The 20,687-nt window shown below is 73.5% G+C and carries 19 protein-coding genes; 8 read left to right on the top strand and 11 right to left on the bottom strand.

All coding sequences use genetic code 11. The features are described from left to right. Positions 1–2,760: 2,760 nt before the first annotated feature. Entirely contained in the window at positions 2,761–3,126 is a 366-nt protein-coding gene (locus ACFYVJ_RS13105; RefSeq protein WP_388889980.1) for a winged helix-turn-helix transcriptional regulator, read from the bottom strand. A 78-nt stretch (positions 3,127–3,204) separates the two neighbouring features. Between ACFYVJ_RS13105 and ACFYVJ_RS13110 the strand changes: the two genes are divergently transcribed. The 3 genes from ACFYVJ_RS13110 (at position 3,205) to ACFYVJ_RS13120 (ending at position 5,264) form a co-directional block, all read left to right on the top strand. Beyond that, positions 3,205–3,870, top strand: a complete 666-nt coding sequence (locus ACFYVJ_RS13110; RefSeq protein ID WP_388889983.1) for an NADPH-dependent F420 reductase — start codon at positions 3,205–3,207, stop codon at positions 3,868–3,870. Between the two features lie 227 nt (positions 3,871–4,097). Then, positions 4,098–4,649, top strand: a complete 552-nt coding sequence (locus tag ACFYVJ_RS13115) for a hypothetical protein (RefSeq protein WP_388889985.1) — start codon at positions 4,098–4,100, stop codon at positions 4,647–4,649. A 27-nt stretch (positions 4,650–4,676) separates the two neighbouring features. Next, positions 4,677–5,264, top strand: coding sequence for a DUF6529 family protein (locus ACFYVJ_RS13120; RefSeq protein ID WP_388889987.1), 588 nt, complete (start codon positions 4,677–4,679; stop codon positions 5,262–5,264). On the opposite strand, the gene ACFYVJ_RS13125 is transcribed toward ACFYVJ_RS13120, so the two are convergent. Next, positions 5,236–5,448 (bottom strand): DUF397 domain-containing protein, encoded by a 213-nt coding sequence (locus ACFYVJ_RS13125; RefSeq protein WP_388889990.1) that lies wholly within the window; start codon positions 5,446–5,448, stop codon positions 5,236–5,238. The genes ACFYVJ_RS13120 and ACFYVJ_RS13125 overlap by 29 nt on opposite strands. After that, positions 5,445–6,287 (bottom strand): helix-turn-helix domain-containing protein, encoded by an 843-nt coding sequence (locus ACFYVJ_RS13130; RefSeq protein ID WP_388889993.1) that lies wholly within the window; start codon positions 6,285–6,287, stop codon positions 5,445–5,447. Before ACFYVJ_RS13130 ends, ACFYVJ_RS13125 begins: the two co-directional genes overlap by 4 nt. Before the next feature lie 169 nt (positions 6,288–6,456). Here ACFYVJ_RS13130 and ACFYVJ_RS13135 point away from each other — a divergent pair, with 169 nt between their 5' ends. Continuing rightward, a complete protein-coding gene (locus ACFYVJ_RS13135) occupies positions 6,457–6,909 on the top strand; it encodes an ATP-binding protein (RefSeq protein WP_388889995.1) in 453 nt (150 codons plus the stop codon). Positions 6,910–6,924: 15 nt separating this feature from the next. On the opposite strand, the gene ACFYVJ_RS13140 is transcribed toward ACFYVJ_RS13135, so the two are convergent. The 3 genes from ACFYVJ_RS13140 to hppD all read right to left on the bottom strand — a co-directional run bounded on the left by ACFYVJ_RS13140 (position 6,925) and on the right by hppD (position 11,817). Continuing rightward, on the bottom strand, positions 6,925–8,334 hold the full coding sequence (locus ACFYVJ_RS13140; RefSeq protein WP_388889998.1) for an FAD-binding oxidoreductase: 1,410 nt from the start codon (positions 8,332–8,334) through the stop codon (positions 6,925–6,927). Positions 8,335–8,380: 46 nt separating this feature from the next. Beyond that, entirely contained in the window at positions 8,381–10,588 is a 2,208-nt protein-coding gene (locus tag ACFYVJ_RS13145; RefSeq protein ID WP_388890000.1) for an acyltransferase family protein, read from the bottom strand. Positions 10,589–10,671: 83 nt separating this feature from the next. Then, the gene (hppD, locus tag ACFYVJ_RS13150) at positions 10,672–11,817 is read right to left on the bottom strand and encodes a 4-hydroxyphenylpyruvate dioxygenase (protein ID WP_388890002.1); all 1,146 of its coding nucleotides are present in this window, start codon (positions 11,815–11,817) and stop codon (positions 10,672–10,674) included. Positions 11,818–11,942: 125 nt separating this feature from the next. Between hppD and ACFYVJ_RS13155 the strand changes: the two genes are divergently transcribed. Further along, positions 11,943–12,503, top strand: a complete 561-nt coding sequence (locus ACFYVJ_RS13155; RefSeq protein ID WP_388890004.1) for an Lrp/AsnC family transcriptional regulator — start codon at positions 11,943–11,945, stop codon at positions 12,501–12,503. Here the strand turns inward: ACFYVJ_RS13155 and ACFYVJ_RS13160 are convergent. The 3 genes from ACFYVJ_RS13160 to ACFYVJ_RS13170 all read right to left on the bottom strand — a co-directional run bounded on the left by ACFYVJ_RS13160 (position 12,481) and on the right by ACFYVJ_RS13170 (position 14,850). Then, on the bottom strand, positions 12,481–12,993 hold the full coding sequence (locus tag ACFYVJ_RS13160; RefSeq protein WP_388890007.1) for an FBP domain-containing protein: 513 nt from the start codon (positions 12,991–12,993) through the stop codon (positions 12,481–12,483). The two genes, ACFYVJ_RS13155 and ACFYVJ_RS13160, sit on opposite strands and share 23 nt — an antisense overlap. A gap of 67 nt (positions 12,994–13,060) precedes the next feature. Beyond that, positions 13,061–13,813 carry a S16 family serine protease gene (locus tag ACFYVJ_RS13165; protein ID WP_388890416.1) on the bottom strand — a complete coding sequence of 251 codons (753 nt, stop codon included), beginning with the start codon at positions 13,811–13,813 and terminating at the stop codon, positions 13,061–13,063. A 377-nt stretch (positions 13,814–14,190) separates the two neighbouring features. Then, positions 14,191–14,850, bottom strand: a complete 660-nt coding sequence (locus ACFYVJ_RS13170) for an IclR family transcriptional regulator (protein WP_101424326.1) — start codon at positions 14,848–14,850, stop codon at positions 14,191–14,193. Positions 14,851–15,157: 307 nt separating this feature from the next. Here ACFYVJ_RS13170 and ACFYVJ_RS13175 point away from each other — a divergent pair, with 307 nt between their 5' ends. Then, a complete protein-coding gene (locus ACFYVJ_RS13175; RefSeq protein ID WP_388890011.1) occupies positions 15,158–16,237 on the top strand; it encodes a GlxA family transcriptional regulator in 1,080 nt (359 codons plus the stop codon). A gap of 72 nt (positions 16,238–16,309) precedes the next feature. Here ACFYVJ_RS13175 and ACFYVJ_RS13180 read toward each other — a convergent pair whose 3' ends face one another. Continuing rightward, positions 16,310–16,780 (bottom strand): SsgA family sporulation/cell division regulator, encoded by a 471-nt coding sequence (locus tag ACFYVJ_RS13180; RefSeq protein ID WP_388890013.1) that lies wholly within the window; start codon positions 16,778–16,780, stop codon positions 16,310–16,312. 184 nt (positions 16,781–16,964) lie between these two features. On the opposite strand from ACFYVJ_RS13180, the gene ACFYVJ_RS13185 reads away from it, so the two are divergent. Continuing rightward, positions 16,965–18,713, top strand: a complete 1,749-nt coding sequence (locus ACFYVJ_RS13185) for an RDD family protein (RefSeq protein WP_388890016.1) — start codon at positions 16,965–16,967, stop codon at positions 18,711–18,713. A gap of 55 nt (positions 18,714–18,768) precedes the next feature. Beyond that, on the top strand, positions 18,769–19,779 hold the full coding sequence (locus tag ACFYVJ_RS13190; RefSeq protein ID WP_388890018.1) for an RDD family protein: 1,011 nt from the start codon (positions 18,769–18,771) through the stop codon (positions 19,777–19,779). Positions 19,780–19,915: 136 nt separating this feature from the next. Here ACFYVJ_RS13190 and ACFYVJ_RS13195 read toward each other — a convergent pair whose 3' ends face one another. Continuing rightward, a complete protein-coding gene (locus ACFYVJ_RS13195) occupies positions 19,916–20,200 on the bottom strand; it encodes a hypothetical protein (RefSeq protein ID WP_388890020.1) in 285 nt (94 codons plus the stop codon). Between the last annotated feature and the right edge of the window lie 487 nt (positions 20,201–20,687).

The following is a 20,687-nucleotide window of genomic DNA, read 5'->3' on the forward strand; positions in this document are numbered from 1 at the left end:
GTAGAGGTGCACGGCACCGGGGGCGAGGCCGGCACACGGTGCCCGGCTGGCGGAGGTTGCCGAGCCCCGGGGGCCGGAGTCGGGGTGGGCGGTCTCGTAGGTGAGCTGCTGGACGTGGGTTTTGGAGCATTGGGCCCCCCGGGCCGGAGCTCAGCGGCGTCCCCGGAGGAACGGGCTCCGGGCGCAGCGGCGCTCTCACGCAAGACCCGGTGCCCGCCGGCGCCCAGCACCGACCCATCCGGGGAAGCGCCGCCCAACTCCCAGCCGCACGACGGGCGTCCGCCCGGCGGCGGTGCGCAGGGGGTGCGGCCGGTGCTGCCGCAGCGGAGAGATTGGGTCGTAACTCGCGGTAACACCCCTGGATGCGGCCCGAATCGGCTCCTGGTGCCGACTTTCGCCCACCCAGACGCATCCACCCGGCTATCAGCTACCCAGGTGGCTGGGAGCGCTCGCGGCAGGGATGAACTCGCGGTAACCCACCCCGAAACCAGCCCAAACCGCCTACCGGGCCAGAGTTTCGCCCACCCAGCCACACCAACCACCGTCCGGAACACCCCGACTGAGCGCAAGCGAGCCAAACTCCCGGCAATCCCTGCCGCGAACCTGGACATACCGCCCTGGCGAGCCGACTTTCCCTCATCGACACGCACGCATCCGATTGGGAGGCCAGCCGCCACCGACGACAGCTCCCGGACAGAGGGATTGGGTCACAACTCGCGTTAACGCCTCCAGCGAGCCTGGACAAACCACCCTCGCAAGCCGACTTTCGCCCATCGACACACACGTGGCCGATTCCGAGAGCGACCGCCCCCGGCGATGGCTCCCGGGCGGAGGAATTGAGCAATACTCGCGGTAACATCTCCCACGAACTGGGTCAAATCGTCCTCACGGGTCGACTTTCGCTCATCGACGCGCACGCGGCCGATTCCGAGACCGACCACTCCCAGCGGCGGCTCACGGGTGGAGGGATTGGGCCGTAACTCGCGGTAGCGCCTCCAGCGAGCCGGGGCGAATCGCCCTCGCGGGTCGACTTTCGCCCATCGGCGGGCACGCGGCCGTGCCGAGGCCCGGCGATTGCTGTCCGCGGTGCCTGGACGGAGGGATTGGGTCGTAACTCGCGGTAACACCCCCGGATCCGGGCCGAATCGGGACCCGGGGCCGGAGTTTCGCCCGGCGGCACGCACGCACAGTCCGTCGAGGCGGCAGAGGCGCGCCGGTGCGGGCTCCCCGAAGGGGTCCGGCCCGGCGGATGTGGGTCACGGCGACCCCGTACGGCCTGCGCCTACGGTTGGCCTGGGCCCGCCCCCGTGCGATGCTCGCCTCCTCCAGCCCCGCCCCGGGCCCGCCCCGCGAACACCCCGGCGCCAGCCCTGCATCCGGCCCACCCCGCGAACGCCCCGGCGCCAGCCCTGCATCCGGCCCGCCCCGCAAACGCCCCCCTGGGCGTCCGGTCCCACCTCGCCGGGGTTGCCCGTGACCGGTCCCGCTCTGCGCCGGTCTTCGCCCCCTGCTTACCCGGGGGCCACCCCGCGATCGGATCAGGCCCGGCACCGGTCTTCGCCCCCGACACCAGGGGACACCGGCAACCCGGCTGAGCCCAGATCCGGGGGCCCACCCCACCCGCCGGGGGTATCCGCGACAGAGCGCAGCCGTCTCCGGCCTCCGCCCCCGTCCCACGGGGACAACGGCGATCGGGCTCAGCCCACCTCCGACCTCCGCCCAACGTCCTACAAGAACATCGGCGATCGGCCCCAGCCCGCCTCCGGCCTGCGCCCCACGTCCGCCGGGGCAACGGCGATCAGGGCAGAGCCCGGCGAGCGGCAGCCCGCCCCACGTCCGCCGGGAACATCGGCGATCGGGGAAGACCCGGCACCCGGCAGTCCGGCCTCCGTCGGCAGGGTGCATCGGCGATCAGGGCAGACCCACCGGCCGGCGGCCCGGCCCCCCGTCCGCCGAGAACATCGGCGATCGGGACTGGCCCAACTCCCGGCGGCCCGGCCACCCCGTCCGCCGGGCTCCGCCTCCGTAGTCCCGTTCGAGGGCGCCCGCTCCCTCCGGGCCACCCATAGCCGCCGGTCTTTCGGGCCGGAGTCCGGTGTCAAGGGTGGGGCGAAGCCCCATCGCGAAGCGACGCTCCCGCAGCGAAGCGGAGGGAGCGCCCTTGACACCGGACGGAGGGCCGCATCATCAGGAGTGGGGTGGCCCGGGGGGAGCCTTTACGACACGGCCGCTCCCTTCGCCGCCACCCCGTACGCCGGCCCACCCCACGCAGCAGCGCCACCCCGTCGCCGTACCCCCGTACCCGGCCCGCACAGGCACGACGTACCAGCTCAACGCCCTGCTGCCCCCCGCGTTGTCAGAGCAGGCGCCTACCCTTGGGCGGGTGTGAGGGGAGATCGGGGCGCGTGCCTTGGGCGGGTGTGGGCGGAGTTCCGGATGCGTGGCTGGGTGGATGGGGTGGAGTTCCGGGCGCGTGCCCTGGGCGGGTGTGGGCGGAGATCGGGGCGCCTACCCTTGGGCGGGTGTGAGGGGAGATCGGGGCGCGTGCCCTGGGCGGGTGGGGGTGAAGTTCCGCGCGCGTGCCTTGGGGAGGTGGGCCGGAGTTCCGGGCGCGTGCCTTGGGTGCGTGGGGGCGGAGATCCGGGGCGTGGTCTGGGTGGGTGTGAGGGGGTTCCGGGCGCCTGCCCTTGGTGTGAGCGGATCCGGGCGCGCATCCCCCGGTGGCGTGCGGGGACGACCCGGCGCGCATGATCCCCGTACCTAGCCCTCCCGCGACGGCACGCACGCCGCCTCCTGGGCTGCCATCACCTCGTCCCCGTGCGCGAAGGCCCACGCCCCGAACGCGCCGATCGGCGTCAGCAAGCTCTCTCCCAGCTCCGTCAGCCCGTACTCCACCCGCCCCGCCTCCCCAGGCCGCTCATCCCGTTCGACCAAGCCGTTGAACTGCAGCCGCCGCAGTGTCTCCGTCAGGACCTTGGAGCTGATGCCGCCGATCTTCTCCCGCAGTTCCACCGGCCGTCTCGGACCGTCGCGCAGTGCCCACAGCACCACGGCGTTCCACGTGTTGGAGAGCAGGTCGAAGGCGAGGCGGGCCCGGCAGTCGGCGAGAAACGCGTCAGTCGTCACGTACCAAATGGTGCCCGCCCCGCCTTCTAACGTCGTTCCGAACCCCCCAGCCAGCACCCACGCGAAACGGAACACGCAATGAAGATCGGCGTATTGGGAACCGGAAACATGGCCCACGCTCTCGCCACCCACTGGGTACGCGCCGGGCACCACCTCACCATCGGCGGACGCGACATCCACAAAGCCCACCACCTCGCCGCCCGCCTCGGCGGCGCCACCACCGCCGGCGACCTCCGCGCCGCCGCCGAGGGCGGCCAGGACGTCGTCCTGGCCGCCCTGCCCTTCGACGCAGGCGCAGACGTCCTACGGGACCTGGGCGCCGCCCTGGACGGCAAGGTGCTCCTCGACTGCTCCAACCCCGTCGGGCCCGGCTTCCGCCTGCTCACGGACGGCGGCCCCTCAGCCGCCCAGCTCCTCGCCGCCGCGGCCCCCGGAGCCCACGTGGTCAAAGCGTTCAATCTCTGCCATGAAGACGTCTGGCGCATGCGGCCACCCGTCTTCGACGGGCGCCCCCTCGCCGTACCGCTCTGCGGCGACGACCCGGCTGCCCTCGCGCTCGTACGCCAGTTGATACGCGACGTCGGCTGCGAACCCGTCCCCGGTGGCGGCCTCGAACGCGCCGGGCTCCTCGAAGCGACCGCCGCGCTGTTCATCGCCCTGTGGGTCGGCGAAGGCGCGGACGCCCAAGCGATCGCCCCGCCCCTCGCGTACGCCACCGGGCCGGCCAACGCCGGGGGAGCCTGAGAAGGCAGGAAGGCAGGAAGGCAGGAAGGCAGGAAGGCAGGAGGCAGGAGGCAGGAAGGCGGTGGCGCGGTCGACCGCTCAGGCGCCTGCCCCCGCCAACGCGCCTTCCGCCACCTCAGTGAATCTCGCGGCGCCCACCGAATCACGATCCGCAGAAAGCCCACAATCAGGCAATATGCAGTCATTCGGCCCCTCGGACGTCGGGCCGCACGACTTGTGGAGCTGAGATGAGGCGTATCCGCCTGGCCGTCGTGGGCGCGGCCGCGATCGCGATGATCACCACTGCCGGTGGATGTTCCGGCAGCGACAGCGGTTCCTCCGCCTCGACGCCGTCCACCGCGGCATCGGTCAAGGCGTCCGCCAAGGCATCGAACGTCGCGCAGGCCGGCGGCAAGGCCACCGTGAAGACCGCCTCCGCCGGCAAGCTCGGCACCATCCTGGTCGACGAAAAGGGTCACACTCTCTACCTCTTCGAAAAGGACAAGTCGACCACCTCGACCTGCGACGGAGCCTGCGCCAAAGCCTGGCCGCCGCTGCTGACCTCCGGGACGCCCAAGACCGAGGGCTCGGCGAAGTTCAAACTGGTCGACACGTCGAAGCGCTCCGACGGCAAGACGCAGGTCACGTACGACGGGCACCCGCTCTACCGCTTCGAGGGCGACTCCAAGCCCGGTGACACCAACGGCCAGGGCCTCGACCAGTTCGGCGCCAAGTGGTTCGTACTCGACGCGGACGGCAAAGAGGTCAAGACGGGAAGCTCGGGCGGGACCGGCTACTAGTCACCGCCTGACGGACGCGCGATCGCCATGCCACCGAAGACCGGCCGCCCCCGCTCCCACCGCCGCCCCTCCCCGGCACACCGCGTCTTCATCGCCCTCGGCGCCGTGCTGCCGGTGGCCGCGGGGGTGGCGATCTGGCTGATCGGTCAGCACCACACCCCCGAGTACACGACGAGCCTCTTCGGCCAAGAGGGCGAGGGCGCCGTCACCCTCAAGGCCCGTCTGGGCACAGCCCTGTTGGGCCTCGCGGTCATCCAGGTCCTGCTCGCCATGGGGATGTACGGGCGGCGCGGCGGCCTGAACGCAGCCCCCCGTCGCATCCGTGTCAGCCACCGCCTGATCGGATGGGCGGCCTTCCTGCTGTCGGTGCCCATCGCGTACCACTGCGTCCGCACCTACGGCGTGGAGACCATCAACACCCGCGTCTACGTGCACTCCGTCGCCGGCTGCGCGCTGTACGGGGCCTTCGTCGCGAAGGTCCTGGTCGTACACAGCCGCCACCTGCCCGGCTGGCTGCTCCCGGCGACGGGCAGCACGCTGTTCGCCGCCATCGGGGTGCTGTGGTACTCGGCTCCGCTGTGGGCCCTCAACGAGTACACCGTTCCAGGTCTGTAGCGACGACCAGGGCGATGAACTCGGCCCAGGCGTCAGGGGTGAAACGGAGTATCGCGCCCTCGGGGTCCTTCGAGTCGCGTACGTGCACGGTGTGCGGGGTGGGGGCGACCTCGATGCAGTCGCCGCCTTGCACACTGCTGTAGCTCGACTTGAACCAGGACAACCCTGGATCCATGGTGCTCATAGCTCTCCTGCCACTTGCTCGATCAGGCGGACCGACTTCTCAACACTCAGAGCGGATGCGCGCATTGAACCGTAACGGAGCCAGAATGCGCCCGTCTGGTCCCGGCCAACGCGAGACATCACGCAGCCTTGTGCCTCGACGTAGACAAATTGCTTTCCATCCGCCGTCTCCAGCAGCACCATGTTGCCGTCCAGGCCGACGTGTACCGCGTGAGACGAGGGCATGACCTGGATTTCGACGTTGCGCTGCTCCACGCACTCCAGCAGTCGGCGGAGCTGCGCTCGCATCACCTCGCGGCCTCCCACCATGCGATGCAGCGTCGCCTCCTCGATGATGAAGGCGAACGCCACCAGGGGCTTGTTGCGGGTGAGTAGCGACTGACGTGCCAGGCGTGCCGTCAACCAGTTGTCGACTGTCTCGTCGTCGACAGGCGGGTAGACACCGCTGAACAGGGCCTTCGCGTAGGCCGCGGTCTGCAGCAGCCCCGGGATCACAAGTGGGTCGTACGAGAACCGGATCGCCGCCTCTTTCTCCAACGCCGCCAAGTCCCGGAAGAACGTCGGCAACTGCGCGAAATCCACCTCATCCTGCAACTCCGTCAGCACGCCCCCCGCCCCCACCACATCCTCCGCCCGCTCCGTGAACTCCGCCTTCGCTGGCCGCCGTCCCTGCTCCACCGACGCGCAGTGGTCCAGCGAGTACCCCATCCGGTCGGCCAACTCCTCCTGCGTCAGCCCCGCCTTCGTGCGGAAGAACTTCAGCAGCCTGCCGTACGCGACCCAGCTCCCCGGCCTGCCGTCGTCGTCGATGCGCTTTCCCCGGCGGCGGTTGTTCCCCATCCGTCCCACGCCCCTGTCTGTCGTACGCGCGTGCTATCCGGGTACAACGACACGTATCGGCACGGGTTTCGGGCACCGGCCCGTACAAAACAGCCCCCTTCCCGTACACAACGGCCCTGAGGCCCGGCTGCCCTGCCCGCCCCCTCCTCACCCCCGCCACCGTTGCTCCATGCACGCACCAACCGCCGCCCCCACCCTCGCCGCGCTCTTCAGCCCCACCCCCCGCGGTGCCCGCCGTGCCCGGCTGCTCGCCGTGCACCAGCTCGGCGCGTGGGGCATCCCGCGCACCGCTCCCACCGCCGAGGCCGTCGCCGTCGTGACCGCCGAGCTGGCCGCCAACGCGGCCGTGCACGGGCGGCATCCGGGGCGGTGCTTCCGGCTGCGGCTGTGTCTGAAGGAGCACGTCGTACGGATCGAGGTCTCCGACGCCCGCCCCGAACGGCCCCTCCCCACGGGCGCCCCACCCGGCGCCGTTCACCCCGAAAGCGAAAGCCAAAGCGAAAGCGATCGCGACCGCGACCACGGCCGCGGGCTCGTGCTCGTCGCCGCGTTCGCCGAGCGCTGGGGCTGCTTCCAGCCCGACGCCGTCGTCAAGACCGTCTGGGCCGAAGTGCGGCGCTAGCCGCGCGGGCCGGGCTCAGAACAGCTTGCCCGGGTTCATGATGCCCAGCGGGTCGAAGACCCCCTTGATCTGCCGCTGCAACTCCAGGCCCACCGGGCCCAGTTCCTTCGCCAGCCACTCCTTCTTCAGCAGCCCCACCCCGTGCTCCCCCGTGATCGTGCCGCCCAGGTCCAGGCCCAGGGCCATGATCGCGTCGAACGACTTGCGCGCCCGCGCCGACTCGTCCGGGTCGGCCGGGTCGAAGCAGACGTTGGGGTGGGTGTTGCCGTCGCCGGCGTGGACGCAGGTGCCGATGGTCAGGTCGTACGTCGTGGCGATCTCGGCGACGCCGTCGAGGAAGGCGCCGAGGCGGCTGCGGGGGACGCAGACGTCGTCGATCATCGTGGTGCCGCTGACCGCCTCCAGGGCCGGCAGGGCCGCGCGGCGGGCGGCGAGCAGCAGTTCCGACTCGGCCGCGTCCGCCGCCGGGACGACCTCCGTGGCGCCCGCGGCGGTGCAGAGGGCGCCCAGGGCGGCGAGGTCGGCGGCCGGGTCGGGGGTGTCGAAGGCGGCGAGGAGGAGGGCTTCCGTGGTCTCCGGGAGGCCCATCTTCGTGAGGGAGTTGACGGCCCGTACCGTCATCCGGTCCATCAGCTCCAGCAGCGACGGCACGTGCCCGCCCGCCATGATCCGGCAGATCGCGTCGCACGCCGCCGCCGCCGACGGGAACTCCGCCGCCAGCGCCAACTGCGGCCCCGGCGCCGGCTTGAGGGCCAGCGTGGCGCCGACCACCGCGCCGAGGCTGCCCTCCGAGCCGACGAAGAGCCGGGTCAGGTCGTAGCCCGCGACGCCCTTGGCGGTGCGGCGGCCGGTGGTGAGCAGGCGGCCGTCCGGGAGGACGACGTCGAGGCCGAGGACGTACTCCGCCGTGACGCCGTACTTCACGCAGCACAGCCCGCCCGAGCCGGTGCCGATGTTCCCGCCGATCGTGCACGTCTCCCAGCTCGACGGGTCCGGCGGGTAGAACAGGCCCTCGGCGGCGACCGCGCGGGAGAGCGCGGCGTTGACGACGCCCGGTTCGACGACGGCGATCCGGTTGACCGGGTCGATCTCCACGATGCGGTCCATCTTCACGAACGACAGCACGATCGCCCCGTCGTCCGCGTTGGCCGCGCCGGACAGGCCCGTACGGGCGCCCTGCGGGACGACCGGGACGCGCAGCTCCGTCGCCGTCCGCAGCGCGTGCTGCACGTGCTCGACCGTCTGCGGCAGCACCACCGCCGCGGGCGTGCCCGAGGGGCAGAACCCGGCCATGTCGGCTGCGTACGCCCTGGTGACGTCCGGGTCCGTCAGCACCGCCGCGGCGGGCAGGCCCCGAAGGAGGGCGGTGCGCACTGCCTCATCGGCCGGCCCGGCCGCGTGTCCGCCTGCTGCCTCATCGCTCATGGCTCCAGACTGCAACGGCTCCGCCCGCCGCGAAACCCCGCCCGCCTCACGTCACGCGCGGTAGCTGGCCGTCCAGCCAGTCCGTCAGGGTCTCCATGTACGACGCCGTGATGTGCGCGCCGTTCCGGTACACGATCACGTTCCCGATCACCGCGGGGCAGGTGCCGTCCTTGCACATCACCGGCTTCGGGTCGATGAGCCCCACCTCGTCGAACTTCGCGTTCGCCCGCGCGCTCACCGGCTCGTACCCGTACCCGTCCGCCTCCGAGAACGCGCAGTCCTCCAGATCCTTGACCGCGCCCGAGACGCAGGACGGGATGTCCTCGGGCGGGTACGGGTTGTCGGCGAGGGTGAGGACGTCGGCGCCGGTGCCGAGGAGGTCGCCCATGGTCTCCTCGTAGCCCTTCTGGTGCGCCTTCGCGCTCTCCTTGCCGCCGAGCCGCTTGCCGTCCTCGACGACGGTCTTGACGTCCTGCGTGCCCGTGATGATCAGGTCGGGCTTCTCCTCCTCGATCCGCTCCAGGGCGTTGTCGCGCCACTCGTCGCACTCGGTGTACGTGCGCTGGAGCTGGTTGTTGAAGACCGTGACCTGCGCCGGGGTGCAGGCCGACTTCGTGAGGGTGACCAGCCGCAGGCCACGCCGCTCGGTGATCTTCTCCAGCGCGGGGGAGTACTGCATGGCGTGCGAGTCCCCGAAGAGGACGACGGTGTCGCTGCCGCCCTTGTCGCCGTACGCGCAGTCCCCCGACTCCGTCTCCTGCTGCCCGGCCAGGCAGCCGTCGTCGTGGACCCTGCCGCGGTCGTCGGTGGCCTTCTCCGGGAGCGGGCGCAGCGCCTTAGCGGACTTCTGCGGCTGCTCCTCGTCGGCGAGTGCGGCGGCGCCGCGGGCCTGCTCGGCGGAGGCCAGCGCGATCGTCGGGGCGGAGATCCAGGAGCCGGCCGCGACGACCACCGTGGCCGTGGTGCAGGCGACGCCGACGGCCAGGGCGCGGGGGGTGGGCAGGAGGGCGCGGGCGCGGCGTACGGGCTCCTCCACGAGCCGGTGCGTGAGCGCCGCGGGCAGCGCGGCGGCGAAGGCCACGACGAGCATCCAGCGCACGGACAGCTCGCGGTCCAGCGCGAGGGGGACGAAGACGACGGCGGGCCAGTGCCACAGGTACCAGGAGTACGAGATCCGCCCCGCGTACCGCAGCGGCGGCACGGACAGCAGCCGGGCCACGGGGTGGGCGGCGGGCCCGCAGCCGGCGGCGATGACGGCCGCCGTGCCCAGTACCGGCAGCAGGCCCCACGGGCCCGGGAAGTGGGTGGCGTCGTCGAACCGCAGCCCGGCGTACGCGACGGCCGCAAGTCCTGCCGCCGCCAGCGCACCGGCGGTGAGCGCACCCCTGAGGGTGCCGGGCCCTGCGCCGGGCCCTGCGCCGGTCCCGGCGGCGGGCAGGGCGCGGCGCCAGGCGGCGGCGGGGACCAGGGCGAGGAGCCCGCCGGCGGCCAGCTCCCAGCCGCGGGTGAACGTCGAGAAGTACGCGACCCCGCCCTCCTCGGCGCTCAGCCGCACGGCGTGCACGAAGGACACCGCGGCCAGCGCCCCCAGCACCACCGCCAGCCGCGCCCGCAGCCCGAAGCGGGCCCGCAGCCCGAAGCGGGCCGGGCGCGCGGGGCGGCCGGCGGCGCCCGCGGCCCGGGACGCCTCACCCCCGCCCCGTACCTTCCGGAAGGTCCACAGCACCGCCAGCACCAGCAGCGGCCACGCCAGATAGAACTGCTCCTCCACCGCCAGCGACCAGTAGTGCTGGAGCGGGCTCGCCTCCGCGTCCGCCGCCGAGTAGTCGACGGCCCGGCCCGCCTGCTGCCAGTTCGTCGCGTACAGCGCCGCACCCACCGCGTCCGCCGCGACGTTCCGCCGCTCCAGCGGCGGCATCCACTGCACCGCCGCCAGGCACACCGCCAGCACCACGACCGCCGCCGCGGGCAGCAGCCGGCGCGCCCGGCGGCCGTAGAAGCGCAGCAGCGACACCTTGCCGTGCCGCTCCGCCTCGCGCAGCAGCAGGCCGGTGATGAGGAAGCCGGAGACGACGAAGAAGACGTCCACGCCGACGTATCCGCCGGGGAGCCAGGGGACGCCCGCGTGGTAGAGCAGGACGAGGCCGAGGGCCACCGCCCGGAGCCCCTCCACGTCGGGGCGGAACGCCGGGCGGCGCTGCTCGTCCTGCTCGTCTTCTCGCGCAGCCTCCTGCTGCTCCTGCTCGATACGCATCACAATTGCGTATCATCCCTGTCGCGGAACGGCCAAGCCGGGGTGGCGAAACTGACAGGGATGAGGCAGGAGTCACTCGCGGCTCAGAGGTTGCCGCGCATGTCCTGTTCGCGCTCGATCGCCTCGAACAGGGCCTTGAAGTTGCCCTTTCCGAAGCCCATGGAGCCGTGCCGCTCGATGATCTCGAAGAACACCGTGGGCCGGTCCTGCACCGGCTTGGTGAAGATCTGCAGCAGGTAGCCGTCCTCGTCGCGGTCGGCGAGGATCTTCAACTCCCGCAGCTCGTCGATCGGTACGCGGGTGTCGCCGACCCACTCGCCGAGGGTGTCGTAGTACGCGTCCGGCACGCTCAGGAACGCGACGCCGGCCGCCCGCATGGTCCGTACCGTGCCGACGATGTCGTTCGTGGCCAGGGCGATGTGCTGCACGCCGGGGGAGTTGTAGAACTCCAGGTACTCGTCGATCTGCGACTTCTTCTTGCCCGGCGCCGGCTCGTTGATCGGGAACTTGACCTTCAGCGTGCCGTCCGCGACGACCTTGGACATGAGCGCGGAGTACTCGGTGGCGATGTCGTCGCCCACGAACTCCTTCATGTTCGTGAAGCCCATGACCTTGTTGTAGAAGGCCACCCACTCGTCCATCCTGCCGAGCTCGACGTTGCCGACGCAGTGGTCGACGGCCTGGAACGTCCGCCTCGCGGGCGGCGCGACCAGCGGCTCCGCGGCCGCGTAGCCGGGCAGGTAGGGGCCGTCGTAGCCGGTGCGCTCGACGAGGGTGTGGCGGGTCTGGCCGTATGTCGCGATGGCGGCGAGCACCACGGTGCCGTGCTCGTCCTTCAGCTCGTACGGCTCCTGGAGGCCGGTGGCGCCCTGTGCGACCGCGTGCGCGTAGGCGGCGCGGACGTCGGGGACTTCGAGGGCGAGGTCGATCACGCCGTCGCCGTGCTCGGCGACGTGCGCGTCGAGGAACCGGCCGCGGTCGGTGGTGGCCTTGATGACGGAGGTGAGGACGAAACGGGCGGAGCCGTTCTCCAGGACGTAACTGGCGGTCTCGCGGCTGCCGTTCTCCGGTCCGGAGTACGCGACCAGCTTCATGCCGAACGCCGTGGAGTAGTAGTGGGCGGCCTGTTTGGCGTTGCCGACCGCGAACACCACGGCGTCCATCCCCTTCACCGGGAAGGGGTCGTCCTGCCGGATCTGCGGAGCGGGCTGATCAATGGTCTCGGTCATGCTCAAAAGGGTCCCTCTGGTTGGCAAGGTGTGCAATAGTTGCCGAAATCACTGGACAGATTGACCAGTGAGACGCGGTGGTGGCCGGGCTATCTGTGCAAGCTGACCAACGAGGAGCGTGCGAGATGATCGATCAGCTCGACGGCCGGCTGCTGGAACTGCTCGCGAACGAGCCGCGCATCGGCGTGCTGGAGGCCAGCCGCCGCCTCGGCGTCGCCCGCGGCACCACGCAGGCCCGGCTCGACCGGCTGCGCTCCGGCGGCGTCATCCGCGGCTTCGGCCCGGACGTCGACCCGGCGGCCCTGGGCTACCCGGTGACGGCGTTCGCCACCCTGGAGATCAAGCAGGGCCAGGGCACGGACGTCCGCAGCCATCTGGCGCGGGTGCCGGAGGTGCTGGAGCTGCACACGATCACGGGGCACGGGGACATGCTGTGCCGGCTGGTGGCGCGGTCGAACGCCGATCTGCAGCGGGTGATCGACCTGGTGGTGGGGTTCGACGGGATCGTGCGGGCGTCGACGGCGATCGTGATGGAGAACCCGGTGCCGCTGCGGATCGTCCCGCTCGTACGGCAGGCGGCGGGCGGCTCCCCGGAGGGCGGCTCCGTGGCCGGCGGCGCCGGCGCGGACGGCGCCGGTCCGGGCAGTGCCGGCCCGGGCGGTGCTACGGAGCGGCCGGGGCGGTGACCTTCGTCACGAAGTCCTCCAGGTTGCCCCGCATGCGCGCGATCCGCTCGGCCTCGGTCAGGGACTCCTCCTGCGGCACCGTACGCAGCTTCGGCTGCCGCTTGCCGCGCAGATAGAGCGAGCAGGCGAGGTCGGCGCAGACGTACACCCCGACCGTGTTCCCCTGCCGCCCGCGCGGCCCCGCCAGGGGGGCGGCCAGCAGCCGGACGCCGGAGGAGGAGTGGGCGGTCAGGCAGAGCTGGCACATGCGGGAGCGCACGGCGCTGGCCCGCCCTGCGGCCGGGACGCGCAGGGTGATCCCGAGGGGCCCGTCCGGGCGCGGGACGACGAGGTGGGCGCGGAGCGGGGCGCCGGGGTCCACCCAGCCGAGGAAGTCCAGATCCGGCCAGGGCAGGCCGGCGAAGTCGAGCGGCAGCCTGAGCCGGGACGCGTCGCCTTTGGTGGAGTTCACGAAGGACGCGCGGATCTGTTTCTCGCTGAGCGGTTCCACGCCGGTCGAGAGTACGGAGATCGCGTACGGACCGCACGCGAATTCCGGAGCGGCGGCCGGGACCGCGTCAGCAGCTCGGTACGTCGCCGCCCGACTCCAGCGCCTTCAGCGACGTCACCGCGTCCGACAGCTTCTCCACCGGCACCAGCCGCAGCCCCTCGGGCAGCTCCGACTCCGCGTCCGCGCACTCCGCCCTCGGCACCAGGAACACCGTCGCGCCGTCGCGCTTGGCGGCCTGCGTCTTCAGCGGTACGCCGCCGACCGCGCCGACGGTGCCGTCCCGCGCGATCGTGCCCGTACCGGCGATGACCCGGCCGCCGGTCAGGTCGTCGGGGCCGAGCTTGTCGACGATCCCCAGGGCGAAGAAGAGCCCGGCGCTCGGCCCGCCGACATCGGTGAGGCGCAGCTCGACGTCGACGCTGCCCGGCTTGCGGCCGAGGTGGTTCAGGGCGGCGGTGACGGCGGTGTTCTGGGACTCGCGCATCTGCTCCGCGTTGTACTCCCGGATCTCCTTGCGGGAGTCGCCCACCGGATACACCGCCTCCTTGGGCATCACGGCCTCGTCGGTGGCGAACCAGCCGGAGGCGATGTCCGCGAGCCGCAGGTCGACCTCGGGGCCGGTCGCGGCGATCGTCGTCATCCGCAACTCGCCGTCGGTGGCGTGCCGTTCCGCCCCGGAGACGGTGATGACGGGGCTGCCCTGGTGGTCGCCGAGCACGTCGGCGGTCATCCCGGGCTTGGCCAGCGAGAACGGCAGCGGAGCGAACGCCGCGGCGGCGATCAGCCCGGCGACGGGCGCGGCACAGAGCGCGAGGGTCACACGACGAGGTGGCACGCCCCCAATCTACGGTGCCCTCGCGGGGCGGGCGGAACGGGAGTGGCGGATCGGGAGGGCGGGGCGGGCCGTACGGGCCGGGGGCTGGGTGTGCCGGCGGCGGCTTCGCCGTGCCGCGGCCGCCCCGTGCCCGCGGTTGCCCCGCGGCGGAGCCGCCGGGGCACGCGCCCGGGTGGCCGCCGTGGGCGTACAGGCGCCCGGCCGCCGCCCCGTGGGCGTGCCGGCCGTCCGGTGTCCGCGCCCTCCCGCTCCGGCGACGCCGCGCTTCCGTGCTGGCCGCGTCGCGCCGTACAGGCGGGGGATCCGGGGGATCCGTCACGCCCTGCCGCGGACTTCCGGCCGGTCACGCCGCGCCCGGGCGGCTACCGCAGCGCCTGGGCGACCTCGCGGGCCGCCGAGACCACGCGGGGGCCCACCTCGCCCGGGACGATCTCGTGCAGCATCACCACGCCCACGCTGCCCTCTATCCCCGACACCCCCAGCAGCGGGGCCGCCGCGCCGCTCGCGCCCGCCTCCAGCTCGCCGTGCGTCAGGGCCAGCGCCAGCTCCGCGTCCGTCTCGCACGCGCCCGGGCCCAGGCCGCGGCCCTTGAGTATCGCGCGGCCCGCCGCGCCTTGGTCCAGGGCGTGCCGGAAGCCGGCGCGGTAGGCGACGTGGTAGTCGGTCCAGCTCGGCTCGACGACCGCGACGGCCAGCGCCTCGCTGCCGTCGACCAGCGTCAGGTGCGCCGTCGCGCCGACGTCCTCGGCGAGCGCGCGCAGCGCCGGCAGCGCCGCCTCCCGTACCAGCGGGTGCACCTGCCGGCCCAGCCGCAGCACCCCGAGCCCGACGCGGGCGCGGCCCCCGAGGTCGCGGCGGACGAGGGCGTGCTGTTCCAGGGTCGCGAGCAGGCGGTACACCACGGTGCGGTTGACGCCCAGTTTGTGCGACAACTCGGTGACGGTCAGGCCGTGGTCGGTGTCGGCGAGCAGCTTGAGCACGCGGAGTCCACGATCGAGGGTCTGGGAGGTCTCTGCGGGCACGCCGCCTCCTCAAGTGATGTGCGGCCCTTCCCGCGCCGGCGCACCCGTCCCTTGCAGCCCCGGCGTCTGGAGCCACCGGCCGCAGATGGCACCGGCATGTGTCCGCGGCGGCTCTGCCGCGGATCTCGGAGCCCCGCCTCCGCCTGCACGGCGGGGGTGTGCGGAAACCTAGCGAGCGGCACCGCTCAGCGGAAGACCCCGTCCAGAATCCGGTCAGGATCTTGTGCGTCCGTCGCTTTCCGTGATCGTTGCGCCTGGCGCAATGCCCGTGAATGGCCGGATTGAGCGCACATGAAAGAATCGTGCCATGACCGGCTCCGCAGAGACTCCTCCCACCGGACCGCACCGCGTCGCCGTCCTCGTCCGGGACGGCGTGATGCCCCTCGAACTCGGACTCGTCCACCAGATGTTCGGCTCCGCCGAGGCCGGGGGGCGGCGGCTGTACGAGGTCGTCACCTGCGCGCTGCGGCCGGGCCCGGTGCGTACCGACGCGGACTTCCCGGTGCTCGTCGAGCGCGGCCCGGAGGCGCTGGACGGTGCCGGGACCGTCGTGGTGCCCGCGTCGCACGCCGCAGACGCAGTCGAGAGCGCAGTCGAGAGCGCAGTCGAGAACGCGGTCGAGAACGCAGCCGGGGGTCCCGCCGGCGCCGGGCACGGGGAGCCGTCGGCCGCGCTGCGGGCGGCCCTCGGGCGGGTGCGGCCCGGGGCGCGCGTGGCGTCCGTCTGCACCGGCGCGTTCGTGCTCGCCGCCGTGGGCCTGCTCGACGGGCGCCGGGCCACGACGCACTGGAAGTCCGCCGAACTGTTCCGCCGCCGCTTCCCCGCCGTCCGGCTCCAGCCCGACGTGCTCTACACCGAGGACCGCGGCGTCCTCACCTCCGCGGGCGAGGCCGCCGGCATCGACCTGTGCCTGCACATGATCCGCGCCGACCACGGCGCCGCCGTCGCCAACGACGTCGCCCGCCGCACCGTCGTGCCCCCGCACCGCGACGGCGGGCAGGCGCAGTACGTGTCCCGGCCGGTGGCCGAGCCGGAACTGACCTCCACCGGCCGCTCCCGCGCCTGGGCGCTGGCGCACCTCGACCGCCCCATCGCGCTGCGGGAGCTGGCCGCGCAGGAGTCGATGAGCGTACGGACCTTCAGCCGCCGGTTCCGCGAGGAGACCGGCGTGACGCCGCTGCGGTGGCTCACCCGGCAGCGCATCGAGCGGGCGCGGCACCTGCTGGAGGAGACCGACCGCAGCGTCGACCGGGTGGCGGCGGACGCCGGGTTCGGCACCGCGGCGTCGCTGCGGCAGCACATGCAGGCGGCGCTCGGCGTCTCGCCGACCGCGTACCGGGGCACCTTCCGCGGGCCCGGGCAGCTTCCGGCGGGGGCGGCGGCGTAGCGCCGAACGGGGGCCGGGCGCCGCACGGTTGCGCGGGACGGCGCGGGGGCGCGCAGTGGGGCGTACGGGCGCTCACGTATCGCCGGACTCGTCCGACGGCCACGGGTCGCTCAGCCACAACTCGTCCCGGGTCGCGGGCCCCAGCAGTTCCTCCAGCCCCTCGTCCAGACCGAGCCGCGCCATCTCGGAACCCGGGGGCACGACCCGCAGCGTGCGCTCCAGCCAGGTGGAGACCGCGGCGCTCGGCGCCTCGATGAGCGCGTCCCCGTCCGAGGACGTCAGCGCCAGGCAGATGACGCTCCCGGAGCCGGACTTCGTCGGCCAGACCCGCACGTCCCCGTGGCCGCACGGCCGGAACACCCCTTCCACCAGCAGCTCCCGGGCGAAGGACCATCTCACCGGCGCCGCCGAGCCGACATGGAAGCTGATGTGGACGGCGTACGGGTCCGACGCCCGGTAGGTCAGTCTGGACGGAACCGGAATGCTTCTCTCCGGCGACAGCACGAGCCGCAGCTCCAGTTCGCGTTCCACCACGGTCTGCATGGTGTGGCACCTCTCTTGTCGAACGTCACGCAGGTCCGACGGGCCTGCGGGGAAAGAGAGGGCCAACCCGGCGCGCTCTTACGCGACTTCCGCAGACTTCCTCCCATCGTTCGACAAGTCACTTAAGGCGGAACGGGGGTGAGGCGGACCCGGCTGTCCGCCGGTTCTGGTAGATGTGGACCCCATGAGCGCCCCGACACCGCCCTCCGGAGGCGGGATCCCCGGCCCCGGTTACTACCCCGACCCCTCTATTCCGGGCTACGTCCGGTACTGGAACGGTGCGGCATGGGTCCCCGGCACCAGCCGCCGCGCCCAGGAGGGCGAGGAGCAGCCGGCCGCGGACGTGCAGGAGACCGCCGACGCGGAGCCCGCGAGCGCGGGCGGCGCGGAGAGCGCCGCGGACGCCGTGCCCGCGGAGCCCGCCGCCCCGGGCCCGTCGCTGAGCGAGACCGGCCCGGTCTTCCTCGACGAGGAGGAGCCGCGGGATTCCGTGCCCGCCACCCGCGGGCGGCACGCGCGCGGGAGCGACGACGCGGACGACGTACGGGACGCCGCCGAGCGGGCCGCGGCCGCCGAGCCGCCGGCGGCCGCCGGGGAGCCGGCGGACGCGCGGGGCGCGTGGCAGGCGGTCGACGTCGTGGACGTGGCGGACCGGGCCGACAGCCGCGTCGCCTGGGGCGCGCAGGACCCGCCGGCGCTCACGGTGCCGGCCGAGCTGGGCGGCGGCGCACCGGAGCAGGACCCCGCCGAGGAGGAGCCCCGGCTGCCCGCCGCGCGCCGGGCCGAGGACGCCGGGGCCGCGGACGGCGGCGCCGGACAGGAGGGCGGACAGACCGCGCCCGGGACGTACGAGCAGGACCGGCCGGGCGTGCCGCTCGGGCGCGACCCGCGCGTGGGGGGCGGCTCGTGGGGCGAGCAGGTGCGGCGGCTGTCGGGGCCCGCGCCCGTGCCGGCGCCCGGGACGTCCGAGGAGACGCGCGAGGAGACCGGCCCGGGGGCCGGGTCCGGGGCCCGTTCGGGCTCCGGGGCAGCCGCCTCCGGGTTCGGGCAGGGGGGCGCGGATCCGCGGCAGGCCGCGGCGTACGCGCCGGCGCCCACCACGCCCGACGCCCTCCCCGCGCCCACCACCCCCGAGCTGCCGCAGGCGCGTCCCGCGCCCACGGCCCCGGACGTACCGGCGGCCCCGCCGTCGCCGACGACGCCGGAGCTGCCGCAGCCCCGGCCCGCGCAGCCGCAGCTCGCGCCGCAGGGCGGCCACGCGGCGCCGCCGCTGACCCCCGCCGCGCGCACGGCCCCGCCCCCCACCCCGCAGCAGCCGCCCGCCGCGCAGCTCCCCGAGCGGGCCGCGGCCCGCGCCGAACTGCCGCAGGGCGGCGGCAGCGAGCCGCCCGTGGTGCCGTGGCGGCCGCCGGCCAGCGACCCCTTCCTCAGCGCCGCGCAGGGCACCGCGCCGCCCGCCGGGCTCGGCCGCAGGCTGGGCGCCCGGTTCGTGGACGCGCTGCTGGTCGGCGGCGTGCTCGCCGCGGTCGCGGTGCCGCTGGTGAGCAAGTCCGTGGACCACGTACAGGACAAGATCGACGCCGCCGAGGCGTCCGGCAAGACCGTGACGGTCTGGCTCATCGACGGCACCACGGGCCCCTATCTCGCGCTCGTCCTCGGCCTCTTCCTCGTGCTCGGCCTCGTCGTGGAGGCGCTGCCGACCGCGAAGTGGGGGCGTACGCCCGGGAAGAGGCTGTTCGGCGTGCGGGTGCTGGACATCGAGTCGCAGGATCCGCCGGCGACCGGCTCGGCGCTGCGGCGGTGGCTGACGTACGCGGTGTTCCTGCTGCTGCCGCTGATCGGGCTGCTGAACGTCATCTGGTGCGCCTTCGACAAGCCGTGGCGGCAGTGCTGGCACGACAAGGCGGGGCGCACGTACGTGGCGCGCGGCTGAGCCGTTCGGCCGCCCCCGGGATGCGGGGCGGTGGTGACGGGGGTCGACTCGGTGCATGAGCTCCGACCACGGCGAGGGCGCCGACCCGCACCGCAGCAAGCCCACGCGCTCGCAGCCGCCGCAGAACGGCGTGCCCCCCGGCGGCACGCGGGGGCAGGAGGCGGAGGCGGAGCCGCCGCCGGGTGAGGAGCACGGGGCATGGGGGGCGCACGGGTCGCAGGGGAGCGGTTCGACACGGCCGGTGGGCGGCCCGGCGTCGCCGGAGGGGCACGGTTCGCCGCCTCCGCCGCCTCCGCCCGCGGGGGGCTCGGGCACGCCGCCGCACGGCGGCGGGGAGCCGGAGCACGGCGGCCTCCCGTCGTACGGAGACAGCGGCGGCGGCGAGCAGCGACAGCCGGGCGCCGCACCGGACTCCGGCCAGGGCACCCCCGGCGGTCCGCCGCCGCCCGGCTCCGGCTCCGGCGGCGAGCACGGCTACGGACCCCCGCCCTCCGGCGGCTCCCCCTACGACCAGCCCCCCGGCTCCATGCCCCCGCCCCCGCCGCCGTACGGTGGCGGCCCCGCCGGCTCCGCCTACGGCGCCCCCGATCCGCGGCTCGCCGGGATGCCCCCGCTCGGCGGCCTCGGCCGCCGGCTGCTGGCGCGCATCATCGACGCCCTGATCGTCTACATTCCGGTGTCGCTCTTCCTCACCCTCATCGGCCGCATCGACGAGTTCGCCGACAGCGACAACACCGGCGCCCAGTACGCCTGGGGCCTCTTCGGCATCCTCGTCTACCTCGTGTACGAGGGCCTGATGCTCACCCGCAGCGGCCAGACCGTCGGCAAGAAGCTCATGGGCATCCGCGTCGGCATGCTGGAGAACGGCGCCGTCCCCGCCGGCGGCCCCGGCTGGCTCCGCGCCGCGGTCTACACGCTGCCGGCGATCGTGCCGTGCATCGGCACCCTGTTCTGGCTCTACAACGTGCTGTCCTGCACCTGGGACAGGCCGTACCGCCAGTGCGTGCACGACAAGGCGGCCAAGACCGTCGTGGTCTCGACCGAGGGCCAGCGCTACACCCCCTGAGCACGGCCGCCCCGCACCCGCCCCGGGGACCGGCGCACCGAAGCGGCCGGCGACCAAGTGGTCGCCGGCCGCTTCCTGTTCGGTAGGTGCCTCGGCCGTCCCCCGTGGGCGTCCTGGCGGGCGCCCCCGTGCCGTCTCAGTGCGGCGCGGACTGCGCGCCGACCGGCCGCCGGTCCGCCGCGGGTGCGGCGATACCGTCCGGCCGCGCCGCCACCACGCGCTCCGCCGTCAAGGCGGGAGCGCGGCGGGAGCGCGGCAGGGGTGCGGTCAGTGCGACGAGCACTCCGAGCGCCAGGGCGGTGACGCAGATCGCCACGAGGGCGATGGCTGCGCCGGCCTGCGAGAGCAGCAGCATGGCTGCGGCTGAGGCGATGACTGTGGCCGACCCGTACAGGATTTGGGTGAGAGTCGGACGCGGCATGGCAGCCCCCCTGGTGGGCTCAGGCATCGGTACGGACGGGTGAACGTGCCGAAGGGCGGCCCCGTGCGTGCAGCCGCCCCCCACTACCCAAGGCGTTGCCCGCCAGGGGATGCAAGTAAGCGTGACCTTACCCACTCGGGGGGTGCACGAGGGGGCGCACGGTGTCATGCCGGGGTGGGCAATGCCGTCACCAGGGGCTCAGGTGCCGTAGCCCTCTGAAGTGTCCAAGTCAAGACTGTCATTTCTTTGTTCACTCCGGTCGAATGCTGGCACACCTATTCGTGCGGCGACGCGGGAGGGACAGCGCAAACGTGAAGAGCAGGCAAAGAAAGTTGTCAAAAACTGCCGTTACCACGGTGGTTGCAGCCGCACTCGGGGCGGCTCTGCTCCCCCTGGGGCAGGCGGCCGCCGACCCGGGCGACGGCGCGGCCCAGCTCGAACGCCGTGACCCGGCGCGGGCGCCGAAGCATCAGGAGCACGATCTCGA

It is taken from the genome of Streptomyces sp. NPDC004134 (genome assembly GCF_042874195.1).
Lineage (GTDB): Bacteria > Actinomycetota > Actinomycetes > Streptomycetales > Streptomycetaceae > Streptomyces.